General features: G+C 36.7%; 11 protein-coding genes and 1 rRNA gene. 9 read left to right on the top strand and 3 right to left on the bottom strand.

Translation table 11 applies throughout. The annotated features are described in order from the left end of the window. The 9 genes from rrf to H4J70_RS01715 form a co-directional block, all read left to right on the top strand. Positions 1-113, top strand: a 5S ribosomal RNA gene (gene rrf, locus H4J70_RS01675); the annotation flags it as partial. A 965-nt stretch (positions 114-1,078) separates the two neighbouring features. Further along, positions 1,079-2,431, top strand: coding sequence for a sigma-54 dependent transcriptional regulator (locus H4J70_RS01680; protein WP_182250539.1), 1,353 nt, complete (start codon positions 1,079-1,081; stop codon positions 2,429-2,431). Positions 2,432-2,487: 56 nt separating this feature from the next. Then, positions 2,488-3,780, top strand: a complete 1,293-nt coding sequence (locus tag H4J70_RS01685; RefSeq protein ID WP_182245020.1) for a PAS domain-containing sensor histidine kinase — start codon at positions 2,488-2,490, stop codon at positions 3,778-3,780. A gap of 298 nt (positions 3,781-4,078) precedes the next feature. Beyond that, positions 4,079-5,332, top strand: coding sequence for an HlyD family secretion protein (locus H4J70_RS01690; protein ID WP_182222504.1), 1,254 nt, complete (start codon positions 4,079-4,081; stop codon positions 5,330-5,332). 69 nt (positions 5,333-5,401) lie between these two features. Further along, complete coding sequence (locus H4J70_RS01695; protein ID WP_182214797.1) at positions 5,402-6,106, top strand: ABC transporter ATP-binding protein; 705 nt, start codon at positions 5,402-5,404, stop codon at positions 6,104-6,106. Continuing rightward, positions 6,103-8,556, top strand: a complete 2,454-nt coding sequence (locus H4J70_RS01700; protein WP_182250540.1) for an ABC transporter permease — start codon at positions 6,103-6,105, stop codon at positions 8,554-8,556. Before H4J70_RS01695 ends, H4J70_RS01700 begins: the two co-directional genes overlap by 4 nt. A 273-nt stretch (positions 8,557-8,829) precedes the next feature. Further along, positions 8,830-9,531, top strand: a complete 702-nt coding sequence (locus H4J70_RS01705) for an ABC transporter ATP-binding protein (protein ID WP_182250541.1) — start codon at positions 8,830-8,832, stop codon at positions 9,529-9,531. Positions 9,532-9,787: 256 nt separating this feature from the next. Then, entirely contained in the window at positions 9,788-10,747 is a 960-nt protein-coding gene (gene epmA, locus H4J70_RS01710; RefSeq protein ID WP_182214791.1) for an elongation factor P--(R)-beta-lysine ligase, read from the top strand. Between the two features lie 79 nt (positions 10,748-10,826). Next, a complete protein-coding gene (locus H4J70_RS01715; protein ID WP_182214790.1) occupies positions 10,827-11,210 on the top strand; it encodes a MerC domain-containing protein in 384 nt (127 codons plus the stop codon). Between the two features lie 22 nt (positions 11,211-11,232). Here the strand turns inward: H4J70_RS01715 and glnG are convergent, their stop codons facing one another. The 3 genes from glnG to H4J70_RS01730 all read right to left on the bottom strand — a co-directional run bounded on the left by glnG (position 11,233) and on the right by H4J70_RS01730 (position 14,321). Next, entirely contained in the window at positions 11,233-12,639 is a 1,407-nt protein-coding gene (glnG, locus tag H4J70_RS01720; RefSeq protein ID WP_182214788.1) for a nitrogen regulation protein NR(I), read from the bottom strand. Further along, a complete protein-coding gene (glnL, locus tag H4J70_RS01725; protein ID WP_182214787.1) occupies positions 12,629-13,723 on the bottom strand; it encodes a nitrogen regulation protein NR(II) in 1,095 nt (364 codons plus the stop codon). Before glnL ends, glnG begins: the two co-directional genes overlap by 11 nt. Positions 13,724-13,799: 76 nt before the next feature. Continuing rightward, positions 13,800-14,321 carry a DUF4124 domain-containing protein gene (locus H4J70_RS01730; protein WP_182214785.1) on the bottom strand — a complete coding sequence of 174 codons (522 nt, stop codon included), beginning with the start codon at positions 14,319-14,321 and terminating at the stop codon, positions 13,800-13,802. Positions 14,322-14,406 lie beyond the last annotated feature (85 nt).

The following is a 14,406-nucleotide window of genomic DNA, read 5'->3' on the forward strand; positions in this document are numbered from 1 at the left end:
TAGCGACAATAGCACTGTGGCACCACCTGATCCCATTCCGAACTCAGAAGTGAAACGCAGTAGCGCCGATGGTAGTGTGGGAGTTCCCATGTGAGAGTAGGACATTGCTAGGCTTCTAATTAAGAAAAACCCGTTACTAACGTAACGGGTTTTTTGCTTTCTGACGTTTAAAAAGACAGCATTTATACCGTAGAGCAGTAGCGTCAACGGTAGTGTGACTCATGTTCGACATGCCCATATGAGAGTAGGACATTGCTAGGCTTCTAATTAAGTCGCTCTTTGCCATCCTTGGCAACGCGACATTAGTATATCCCTACACGTCAAAAACCCGTTACTAACGTAACGGTTTTTTTGCTTTCTGGCGTTTAAAAATACAGTATTTATAACTGTAGAGCAGTAGCGTCAACGGTAGTGTGACTCATGTTCGACAGGCCCATGTGAGAGAAGGACATTGCTTGGCTTCTAATTAAGAAAAACCCGTTACTAACGTAACGGGTTTTTTGCTTTCTGACGTTTGAAAACACAGTATTTATACCGTAGAGGAGTAGCCACAACAGTAGTGTGACTTATGTTCGACATGCCCATGTCAGAGTCTGACATTCACCACTTCTCATTAGAAGGGGCAATCTTTAGCATTCTTGCCGCCTAATTGCATTTACCTAAGCCAACCAATTACATTTAACTATGCCACAATATTTCGGCTTTATTAAAGCTGTCACCTTTGGATAAATTAAACTCTGCTAATACAGACTTCTGCCATAAAATGGTCCTAATTTTAATATCAATTATTACCAATATTATGCTCACGATTTCCAGAGGAAACAGACATAAGTATATTTATACATCAATTTCGCTGCTCAATCTGGGGGTCTAACCATAACTATTAGCACTTTATAAATTTTCTTAGTAGGTGATTTCGACTAATTTATTTAAGTTTTATTATTCGCCAAGTATGAATTTTTCTCTTATAAGCCAAGTAAAATATGATTAACTTAAAGTAACAATATTTGTCTTGTTCAATAATGGTTGGCAACTTATTATATTAATTCATATTGTCAGTGAGTTATTATAAATAGTGATGTCTAAGCCTCAAATACTGGTTGTCGATGACAGCCCTGAAATCCGTTTAAGTGCAGCCTTTATTCTAGAAGACCAAGGTTTTTCGATACTTGAAGCAGAAAATCACCACTATGCCCAAGCAATATTAGCTGACAACAGTGTCGATCTAATTTTACTGGACATGAATTTTTCACTTGATACTACCTCTGGCGAGGAAGGTTTACGTTTCTTAACTTGGTTAAGTAAATCAGATTTTGTTATCCCTGTAATAGCCATGACTGGTTGGTCTAATGTTGACCTTGCTGTAAGTGCTATGAGACTTGGAGCTTGTGACTTTGTTGAAAAGCCATGGAATAATCAACGATTAATCCAAATTATTCGCCAACAGCTAAAAATGTCTGGTCTGCAAGTTCAGAATCAAAAGCTTAAACAGCAGTTAGAGTCTGTTACGGAACAAGATTTTACGTGGCGGTCTGAATCAATGGAGAAATTGTTACACCAAATAGATTCTGTTGCTGCAACTGATGCCAGTATTTTACTAACGGGTGACAACGGTACCGGTAAAAGTCATTTAGCTAAACGTATTCATCAACAATCTAATCGTGCTTTGGATGCATTTATTTCGGTAAATATGGGCGCTATTTCAGAATCTTTATTTGAAAGTGAAATTTTCGGACACAAAAAAGGCGCATTTACAGATGCTAAAGAAAATCGTATTGGTCGTTTTGAACTTGCCAAACACGGTACTCTTTTTTTAGATGAGATTGCTAATATCCCCCACTCGCAACAAGCTAAATTACTTAGAGTATTGGAATCTGGGGAATATGAAGTATTAGGTTCTAGCCAAACACAGATTGCTGATAGTAGAGTTATTTGCGCTACAAATGGTGATATCTCCAAATTAATAAGAGATGGAGATTTTCGTGAAGATCTCTATTTTCGTCTTAATACTATTGAGTTGAGAGTGCCATCGTTGCAAGAAAGGTTTCAAGATATAGCTCCTCTTGCAAAGCACTTTATGACTCAACATGGTAAAAAGTATAAACGTGAAGAATTAAACCTCTCACTTTCAGCAATAAAAGCGTTGGAAGCATATCATTGGCCTGGTAATGTCCGAGAAATGAGTCATTTAATGGAGCGTGCGGTTTTGTTAGCTCAGGGGGATAACTTGGAACCAGAAGATCTACATCTTTCTATGATCAAACAGAACAATAGGTTGCCTATGATGACACTAGAGCAGGCTGAAAAAACTTTAATCGAACAAGCACTCGAACAAAATCATAATAATGTGCCTAAAGCATCGATAATGCTTGGGTTAACTAAATCATCTATGTACCGCCGACTAGAAAAACACGGTATAAACATTCAGTAGTAGCATTAAAGTTAAAATCGAAATGTTATACCGTCTTAAAATACGAGTCCGATCTTATGAAATTATTTATCTTTAAATCCTTAGAGCAGCTTTTACAAGTTTGTTTTATTACCACGAGTTTTATTATAGTAAGCTTGTGGATGGTTATTGGAATAATTCAGGATTGGACAGCGTTAAATATTGTTTTAACCAGTACTGGAGTTGCTGCAGTTTTTTTCTTATTATTCTCTTACATATATAGTAGAACCATTATTGCTTTTAAACGTGCAAGTATGCATCTTGACGCTGTTCGTAATAATGATTATTGTCAGTATTCGAAACCTGCTTTCACTAAAGGTAAGGTCATAGAGTTTCATCAAGATCTCAAAAATTTGAGTTCTCATTTACAATTACTCAAGTCACGCTACGATCAACATATTTTCCTTGTTTATCGACTTATCGAACAACTTGACAGCCCTATTATGGTCTTTGATGAACGACCTCAACTTACTTATGCCAATACAGCCTTTAATGAATTATTCCCCCAACCGTGGCAGATTTTTAGAAATTCCTCTCCAGGGTTATTAGGTCTTGAATATGTAGATAATAATTGGCGTTTCAAAGAAAAACCACGTGACAATAAATGGCAAATACGCCACAGCGAGTTTATTGATCAAGGTAAAACTCATCATTTAATGGTTTTTGTTAATATTGAATCCGCATTGAGGCAAAGCCAGCTTAGTGCTTGGCAACAGCTTATTCGAGTACTCGGACATGAAATTCGTAATTCATTAACGCCAGTATCTGCATTAGCACAAGGATTAAGTTTAAAAGCAGAGGGTGAAAGAGAAAAAAAAGCCCTAGATGTTATCACCGAACGATGCCAGCACTTGGAAGAATTTGTCAGTAGATATGCTTCTATCACCAAACCATTTCATTTAAATTGCCAAATGATTTCGGTCACTAATATCGCTCAACGTATTCAGAGACTACTTAAAGATATTGATTTTGAAATTGAAATAAAAACAGAAAATTTTTGGGCTGATCCTGCTTTTATTGAACAGGTTTTGTTAAATGTGATTAAAAATGCCGACGAGGCTTCTGAACCTGGAGAGAAAATAAAACTGGTCTTTAGGGAAAAAGGAAACACATCATTAATTGAAGTCGTTGATAACGGTCACGGATTTGCTAATTTAGATAACCTTTTTGTTCCATTGTATTCAACTAAGCAAAATGGTCAGGGTATAGGATTGAGTTTTTGCCGAAATATTATAGAACATCACAAGGGCACCATTGAACTTATAAACAACACTAATGCGTCCGGTGTTACTGTTTCAATATCCCTCCCATTGCCTTCAATTGCATCTTAAAATTTAATTACATCTACTAACTCTACTACAAATATTTATCAGTTATTTTAATCACTGAATCTGTACGTCACTTCTTATTAATTTTTCAATTGTTTTATATTTTACTGAGGGTGTAATTTTTTTACCTTTCACTATACCTGGTTCATATTCGGTTCGTTTAGTTCGATAGCGGTCTACTTTATAATAAAATAATGTAAAAACAAATATATCTTATTGATATTACTACTTAATATTTATTGGCACAAATTTCGCTATAAGTATTAATTATTAGAAAATATTTATTCAAGGTGTCTCCTAAATGGATGTGAAAAAAGTAAAAACCAAGCAAAGCAAACTCAAATCAATGCCAGTGTACAGTGGTGTTGCGATTTTTTTGCTCGCTGCCCTGACTTGGTATGTGAGTACTCAAACTGGCGGTACTTCGGTTAAGCGTGACGACATGCTTTTTGGCACAGTAAAACATGGTGATTTACAGGTGGAAATCGAAGGATATGGTGCACTACGCAGTGATAAACAGGTACTCATTACTTCACTAACAAGTGCCACAGTTCAGGAAATTGTTCTTAAACCTGGCGCTCTAGTAACAGCGGATAGTATTATTATTCAACTGGCTAATCCTGAATTACAACAACAGGTAGATAGTGCAGTTAGAGAGCTATCTCAACAAAAAGCAAACTTACGACAACTAAAGTTAAATCAAAAACGTGAGATTCTTAACGAAAGTGGCAATTTTGCAGAATTGGAGGCGCGTTACGAAACAGCGAAAGTTAAACTAGAAGCACAGTCTGGTTTGGTTAAATCGGGCATAGTTTCAGTACTTGATTATAAAGAAAGCTTTGTTCAAGAAGCGCAGCTTAATAAGCGTATCAAAATCCATAAACAACGTACTACGGCTCTAAAATTAGTTAATCAAGAAGCTATAAATATACAGAACGAACAAATAATGCAACAACAAGGGCAGTTAGATATCGCGCAAAACCGACTCGAACGCCTTACCGTTAAAGCGGGTTTTGATGGTGTATTACAACGCCTATCAGTTGAGTTGGGTCAAAGCCTCGCAGCGGGACAAGAAATTGCTCTTATAGGAAGCGTCGAAAATCTTATTGCTTTAGTTAGAGTGCCTCAAAGTAAAGCGCAACAAATATTTATTGGTCAAAAGGCTATTGTTGATACACGTCGAGACAAAATTGTAGGCACCGTTTCACGCATTGATCCCGTCGTAGTAGACAATACCGTTGAAGTTGAAATAGCGTTACCTGACCAACTGCCAGCGAGTGCTCGCCCGCAACTAAGTGTTGATGCCGTTATCATTACAGAGACCTTAGCTAACATTACCTATATGGAACGTCCGGTCAACGGTCTAGCTAATTCAAATTCAAGTTTATTCCTACTTGATGATTCAAATAACGCAGCAATAAGAACCAAAGTAGAATTCGGTAAAGAAGCCGGTCGTTACATCCAAATAATTAAAGGAGGCAAAGTTAATGACATTTTTATTGTGTCTGATTTGTCGCTTGTGAAAAATTCAGAGCTGACTATAGACAGCTTTTAAATGCTATTTAGTCAATAACGTTAATTACAAATAATTTAAAAAATTCCCACACATTTAAGGAAAATGAATATGTCTGAAATAAAAATTGAAATGAAGAGTATTAGTAAAGTATTTGAAACTGATGATGTTGAAACCCATGCATTAAAAGACGTTGATATTGTTATTCGTGCAGGAGAATATGTTTCTATTGCAGGCCCGTCAGGGTGTGGTAAGTCTACGCTACTTTCTCTATTGGGTTTATTAGATATGTCTAGTTCAGGTTCTTATACAATAGAAGGGCTCGACGTCAGCTCACTCACTCTTGATGAAGCTGCTGCTATTCGTAATGAAAAAATAGGTTTTGTTTTTCAATCATTTAATCTCATTGATGAACTCTCTGTGTTTGATAACGTGGCGTTACCCTTACAATATAAAAAAGAACTTCCAACAGACGAATTTATTAAAGCAAGAGTTGAAGCCTGTTTAAAAATGGTAGAAATGAGCCATAGAGCTGACCATAAACCTAACCAGTTGTCGGGTGGACAGCAACAGCGTATTGCTATTGCTCGTGCATTGGTTGCCGATCCTGCAATATTACTCGTTGATGAGCCAACAGGTAACCTTGATTCACAAAGTGGTGACACTGTAATGGCAGTATTAGCTGAACTCAATAAAAACGGCACGACTATTTGTATGGTTACACATGATGCGCGTTACGCTGACATGGCTAATATTCAACTTAGATTGCTTGATGGGCAAATTGTCAAAGATGAAGCATTAAAGGTGGCAGTATGAGGAAATTAATTTTTCGACATAAACAAGCTTGGGCCAGTCTGAAAAAGAAACCTGGCTTTGTATTAACCGTATTAATGACCATGGGTATTACTTTAGGCGCTTTGCTATGTGCTGTAACATTAAACTATTTGTTATTAGTTGAGCCATTACCTTACCCAGAGCAAGACAGACTTTTTGTCGCTCAACATAAACTTATTGGCGCTGAAAAAGAAACCAAAGGTGTTGCTTATACCTATCCTGGATTAGTGCACTTATACAAGAGTAAAGAAGCATTTGAACAAGCTGCCATCATGATTTATGGGCAAGATGTTATTATTTCTCACAGCAGTCAACCGCTTGTTAATACAGCATATGTAACACCTGAATTGCACCAGATCTTAGCATCTCCAATGGCAATGGGTCGAATGTTTGAAGCAAGTGAAGCAATGGATACTAATAATCCTGTTGCAATGCTTAGCTATAATACTTGGAAGAAAGAGTATAAAAGTAGTGCTGATATTCTTAATCAAAAAATTAACCTTAGTGGTATCAGTTACCGAATTGTTGGCGTTTTATCTGAAAATTTTGTTGAACCTGAACTGAACGGAATTGGACGAGAAACACAAGTTTGGATGCCATGGGACTATAATCAGACAGGTAATGGTCAGAGACAAAGCTTTGGCAATATAAACGGTGGTCTTAAGTTTATTGGTCAATTAAAAAATGATGTGAGTAAAAGCCAAGCAGAACAACTGTTAACTCCCTTAGTAAGTGATCGTTGGCAAGAAGGTGTTGCTGAGATAGGTTTTTTCAAGGGTTGGTCAATTGTTATGATTGTAACCCCAGTTAAAGAAATTATTCTCGGTGATAGTGAATCTATTGCGATAAAGCTGTTAGCGGGTGTGATTGGTTTAGTTTTGATCGCTTGTCTTAACATCACAAATCTGTTTATGGCACGTACGGCCGAAAAGCAACGACAAATGGCTATTCAAGCGGCGATTGGGGCGACTAAAAAACATTTATTTAAAGGCATGCTTGCTGAAACAAGTTTGTTGATGTTTATGTCTATAATCATTGCCTTGGTGCTTGCTAAAGTCGGATTTAGTGTAATGCAACAATATTTGGGTGCTATATTACCTAGGGTTAGCGAGTTATCTATTAACCCGATAACCTTTGGCAGTGCAGTGTTAATTACCGTTGTATTTGCATTGTTTTTCGCAAAATTAAGTACCAGCATGATTAATTACCGCGCACTAAATACCACATTGCAAAGCAGTGGTAAGGGCAGTGGTTTACAGGTATCTAAAAAAATTCGTCAGGTGTTAATTGCCAGTCAGGTAGCATTAGCAACAGTGTTAGTATTTGCTAATATTAGCTTACTTAAAGATGCGGTTAAAACCATTAATGCACCCATTGGTTTTACAACAAATAACATTTCTACTTTAATTTTAAACTTTTCATCGACAGAATTTCCAACTGAGGAAGAAGCGATTCCAATCATGGCTGAAATAATGGATAAACTTGAAGCACTTCCTCAAGTAGAATCGATTAGTCAGACACGATCACCACTTGATGGCTTTAATGTTAGAGCACTAACCAATGTTAGTAATAATGAAAGGTATACTCCTTATTTTAATGGGATTGATCATACTTATTTTAATATGATTGAGCAGCAGATATTACAGGGTGACAACTTTACTGAAATAGACCGTAAAGATGGCAATAATATTATGATTGTTAACCAAGCCTTTGCTAAGCAGTTGAAAGCTGATAGTGATGTCATTGGTTTGCAAATATCGACAGGTCGCCCTGAGCCATTTAAAATCGTGGGTATTGTAAAAGACATTTCTATTCCTAACGATACACCTATAGGAAGCGACAATGCTGATATAGGAGTTCCAAGAGCTTATATACCCAATAACCTAGGCAACCAAAGTTTTATGCTTAAGGTTAAACCTGGTCAGACTGTTAGTCGTGAACAACTCGGTAAATTATTGTCCTCGGTTGATTCTAGATATTCTGTTTTTAGTTATAAATCTGCTGATGACATTCTAACTCAAAGATTGTTTGCTGAAATTACTACAGCCGTTACTACTGCAGTTTTAGCGAGTTTGGTATTTTTACTGGCAGGCATAGGTTTATATGGAATTTTGAGCTACGGCACTCAACTTAGACGCTTTGAGCTTGGCGCCCGCATGGCCATAGGTGCAACACGTAAACACTTGCTTTCAATGATAATTATCGATAATACGAAAGCTGTATTGATTGGTTTTGTCGGTAGTGTCGTATTGTTTGCTATCGCTTACATTGGAATGAGTGAATACATTCAACCATTTATTACTTGGCAAGCATTACCTATGGTAGTGGCTAGTTTAGTCTTGATTATAATGGTTACTTTATTCGCCTGTTACTGGCCTTTAAGGCAATACATTAACAAGCCAGCGATATTTAGTTTGCGTGGTAGTGATTAAGTTCATGACTTTGAATAATGTCATGTTTAAAATTAAAATTTTAGCGTAACTCTATGAATTAATAATACACGTGGACGTGACGCGATTTTATAAAATAAAGGTGGGCATGGCCCACCTTTTTTATTGTTAGTCATTTAGGTAAACTTAATTCGTTTACCTTAAATTATAGAATAAGCTGGTAAATACAAAAGCACATTTTTAGCTTAAACTATGATTTATAGACACCTATGACTATCTCTTTATTTCGAAATTACAGGGAGACTAAGCGTTTCAATGACAATACCCATAATTAAAGTGCAAAAATTAGACAAGGTGTTTAGCAACGATGACATGCTAACCCATGCACTGCAAGGCATAGACCTTGAAATCCAACAAGGTGAGTATATTTCAATTTCTGGCCCTTCAGGTTGTGGGAAATCGACTTTACTATCTATTATGGGGCTGCTAGATTTTGCTACTACAGGTAAGCTTTTTTTCGAAGGTGTTGATGTCAGCAACCTCACTTTAGAACAAACTGCTGCAATCAGGAATAAGAAAATTGGCTTTATCTTCCAGCAATTTAACCTGATAGATGAATTAAGCGTATACGACAATATAGCCCTGCCATTACGTTATGCAAAGCAACCTATTAGTGAAGAAGATATAAATAAAAAAGTTGATTACTGCTTGGATGTAGTTGGTATAGCCCCACTGGCCAGGCGTAGGCCCACCCAACTTTCTGGCGGCCAACAGCAGTGTGTTGCTATTGCTCGCGCCCTAGTCGTTGACCCTGCTATTTTATTAGTGGACGAGCCGACGGGGAATCTGGATTCTAAAAGTAGTGACCACGTTATGGCAATACTAGAGGCTTTAAATAATCAAGGGACTACACTTTGTGTTGTTACTCATGACATAGATTATGCTGAAATGGCAAAACGTAAGATCTATCTGCTTGACGGTCAGGTATTAGGCCAAACTCGCTTAAACCACCAGTGAATATTTTAAGTACAATCAGAATATACGACCATTTTATAGGCTATTTGTGAGTTTTTTAAGTATTGAGACTCACCAAGTAACTTACTCATTGAACGTACATCGCTAACAATTATACGATAGCGTTGAAAAGTTATTCCCCTCTTTTTCAATATAGCGCTTTAGATATTTCTTATAGTTATCTGTCTACTTCTCAGATGATTAGCTTTTCGTATATACTCTATAGAATTATATTTTTTATTCTAAGTAGTGTACGTAAATGAAGTGGGAAGTAGCTAAGTCTAGAGGAAGTGTTATTAATGAGATCAGAGATTTTTTTAAAAATAAAAATGTTATCGAAGTTGAAACACCATCACTCTCTATGGGAACAGTAACAGACCCTTACCTTGATGCCTTTAGCACCCAATACAACTATTTAGATAACAGCGATATAAATCAATCTCAACAACTATATTTACAAACTTCACCTGAGTTTCATATGAAACGACTACTTGCTTCAGGTTATGGCTGTATTTTCCAAATCTGTAAAGCATTTCGTCATGAAGATTCAGGCCGTTATCACAATCCTGAGTTCACCCTATTAGAATGGTACCGTATAGGTTTTGATCAACACGATTTAATGGCTGAAGTTGATGAACTATTATCTACAGTCGTAAAAACGCCAAAATCTGAAAAAATATCCTATCAAAATTTATTCATTAAATTCGTCAGTATAGATCCTTTAACAGCAACTTTTAATCAATTATATGAGGTTATCGAGTTACAGGGTAAAGCCGCAGATTGGTTGTATGAATCAGATGATTGTGACTTATTACTACAGTTTATCTTTTCAGAAATTATAGAAAAGAATATTGGCTTATCTCGACCATGCTTTGTCTATAATTTTCCAATTGCGCAAGCTTCTTTAGCTAAAGAATGTGTTGAAGATAACCGTGTCGCCCAAAGATTTGAATGCTATTTTAAGAGCGTTGAGTTAGCAAATGGCTTTAATGAATTAACAGATGCTGATATTCAAATAACAAGATTTGAACAAGATAACAGTAAACGTCAACAACTAGGACTTGTTACTAAAAATATAGATGAGAACTTTATTAAAGCTCTACAATCAGGGCTACCACAATGTGCAGGAGTAGCTTTAGGTATCGACCGCTTAATGATGATCGCGCTAGAAAAAAGTGCTATTGAGGATGTAATTTCTTTTCCGATAGAACGCGCTTAAAAGTTTTGTGATACTATATCAATTGTGATATTATCCACTTTTAACAGTAATTATTATCTAATTGTAAGGGGAGTATAAAGTGCTTGATCGTATTGGAATAACCGCAACATCACTTTGTGCGCTTCATTGTATCTTATTACCGGTATTGTTACCGGCACTGCCTTTACTAGGATTAAGCTTTTTAGCTGACCATGCATGGGAACATGTATTTTTATTAATGACCGCTGCACTAGGTACTTTAGCCTTGTTTTCCGGTTTTAAAAAATACCATAGAAAATATTACCCTTTCTACTTACTTTTTTTAGGCGTTGGTATTTACTGGATAAAGCATGATTTTTCAGAAGATATTCAGCCATTCTTTATTGTGATTGGCGCAAGTTTGATTGTAGCTGCCCACATCATTAACTTGAAATTATGTAACAGTTGTAAACAGTGTATCAGTGATACATGTGAAAGTAGCTAAACAGCTACCTTCACATATGTCTTTACATATTAAGCTCTTTTAACTTTCTTGTTAGGGTATTTCTTCCCCAACCTAATTTTTTAGCAGCCTCTTGCTTTCTGCCTTGTGTATAATGAAGCGCACGTTCTAATAGTATTTTCTCAAATTCAGGCAAAGCGGTATCAATAATATTGTTATTCCCTTTGGCTAATTGCTCATCAACCCACTCTTGCAACGCAACTGGCCATGATGAAGCTTCTGCAGTAGGGTTTGTTAATGATGTGTTCTCAGCAAGTTCGCTCGGTAAATCATCTAATATAATTTCTTTACCACTTGCCATTACCGTTAAGTAACGACAAATATTTTCAAGCTGACGAACATTTCCTGGCCACGCACATTGCTGTAAATAACTAAGAGTGGCTTTATGCAGGGTTTTTTGTTCAACCTCTAATTCTTTTGCTGCTAAATGTAAAAAATGATTAATAAGCTGTTCAATATCTTCCTTGCGTTCACGTAAACTGGGTAACTGTATTCTAATGACATTTAAACGGTGAAATAGATCTTCACGAAAATCACCATTACTGACTTGAACTTCTAGGTTCTGATGTGTAGCCGCAATGATCCTTACGTCAACTTTAATCGGTGAATGACCACCAACGCGATAAAATTGTCCATCGGCGAGCACACGTAACAAACGTGTTTGAATATCTAAAGGCATATCGCCAATTTCATCAAGAAACAAGGTTCCTTTATGCGCTTGTTCAAAGCGACCCTGTCTTACGGCATTCGCGCCAGTAAACGCACCTTTCTCATGGCCAAATAACTCTGATTCAATTAAATCTTTTGGTATTGCAGCCATATTTAAGGGAATAAAGGGAGCATTCGATCGTGGACTATGCGTGTGAAGCGCATGTGCAACAAGCTCTTTACCTGTACCAGACTCGCCATTAATGAGTACACTGATACTCGAACGTGATAGTCGTCCAATTGCCCTGAAAACTTCTTGCATAGCTGGAGCCGCACCAATTATCCCAACAGGATCAGGTGCTACTATAGAATGCTTACGTTTAGCACTTTGTTCTCGAGCATGTGTTAGCGCCCGTTTTGTTAGAGAGATAGCTTCGTCAGTATCAAAAGGTTTAGGTAAGTATTCAAATGCCCCACCTTGATAGGCATTTACAGCACTATCGAGATCAGAATGTGCAGTCATTATGATCACCGGTAGGTTAGGGAAATTCTCACTAACACGGCTAAGTAAAGTCATACCATCAATATTTGGCATCTTTATATCAGAAATTATTATTTCTGGTTGTTGATGCTCTAGGGCGATGAGTAAGTCTTCAGGTTTCTCAAAAGAGGCTACAGATATATTTGCTCCTGATAAGGCTTTTTCTAACACCCAGCGAATAGAACTGTCATCATCTACAATCCAAACTTGCTCAACATTCATTATTATTCTCTTCTTGTAAAGGCAGTAAAATTAAAAACTCAGTATGACCCGGTCGGCTATAGCAAGATAATTTACCCTTGTGCTGTTGCACTAAGGTTTGTGAAATAGACAAGCCTAAACCTGTACCGTTATCGCGTGCAGATACCATAGGGTAAAATAGAGTGTCTTGAATCTTTTTTGGAATACCAGGGCCATTATCAATAACACTGATTTGAACACAGAGCTTTACCCGTCTTCCATTAATGGTTTTATTACTAGCGGCTCTTGTTTTTAGGGTTATGTTACAACCCTCATCAATAATTTGAACGGCGTTGTTAACAATATTCAAAACAGCTTGTTGAAGCTTATCTTGATCAAAACTTATTTCAGGAATAGAGGGGTCATAGTCTCTAATAAATTTAATATTTTTAGGGTTGTTAAAATTAATCAGCTTAAAAACTTTTTCTAAGACAATATGAATATTTTGTTCTGCCATCTGAGGTAATTGATTAGGGCCTAAAAGCTTATCAACCAAATTAGTTAAACGGTCGGCTTGTTCAATAATCATTTCAGTATATTCTTGTTGCTCTTGCGTCAATTCTTTACTTAATAATTGTGCAGCGCCACGAAGACCGCCCAATGGATTCTTAATTTCATGAGCAAGCCCGCGTATCAAATCTCGAGACGACTCCCATTGCTGGTGTTGAAATGCTTCGATACTCATTTGTTTTTGCTGATCAATCTGTTTGAATTCTAAGATAATATGTGGCTGTTTGCTGAATTCAACAGACGAGGCTGTTATTTCCACGGTAATACGGCTGTGATCAAAAAATTCAATGGTGACATCACTGTCACTAAATTCTTGGCCTGAAGTCAGCAGCTGCTCTAAACGTTCCTTTTTAATCGGAGAATTGTAGAAGACTGTTGTTATTGGTAAGTTGCACAGCTTGTTAAAACTCTTAACTAATAGCGCTTCTGCTGCAGGGTTAACATATTTAATCGTTAATTTATTATCTAGCACTACAAGTGCTGTAACCATCTGATTTGGCAGCTTTTGTTGGTAGCTAAATTTTAATTGTTGATCTCTACTGCTGTTGCTAGACATAAAAACCTTTTGCACTGATGTAGTGCGACAAAATAGTAATGTAGTTACATTTGGTGCAAGTTGCAGCAAATGCTACTTAATTTGCGTTATTAACCGATGCTCTATGCATATAAAAGGTTATAGGTTTTGACGATGCAATTATCTTGCCTTTTTCATTAAGTAATTGCATTTTTATGATATGTTCGCCGCGATCTATATTTCGTAGCACAAACATTGAGTGAGATTGCGGAGGTTGATGGGGTTTACCATCTAAAAAAAGTTGAATAGCTAAGCCTTGTTTAAAGATAGGTTTGATACTACCTGCTATGTAAACAGAGCCAGTGTTGTCTCTAACCGTGGCATTTTGTTTAGGTTGGTTGATTTCAACTTGGTAATCATCTTTGATAATTTTTGGTGTTAAATCTAGCATTGAGGTATCAACAGAAGAGGCAGTATTGGGTTCTCTTATTTCAACTTCTTCCGCACCAGTTTGAGGGCTGTCAGAAAAAACTAAGATACCATCATCACTTCTCCAAACATAAATTTTGGTTGCCGTCGCAAAGGTATTACAACTAAGTAATGTGATAATTAAAGTTAATAACAATAAAGAATAACGCAAAAATTTAGCTCAACTTAAGATACTTACCTTAAACTTATATAATTAATCGTCTATTTGCCACAAAAAAGCTCACCGAAGTGAGCTT

This window comes from Colwellia sp. BRX8-9 (genome assembly GCF_014077245.1).
Taxonomy (GTDB): Bacteria; Pseudomonadota; Gammaproteobacteria; order Enterobacterales; family Alteromonadaceae; genus Colwellia_A.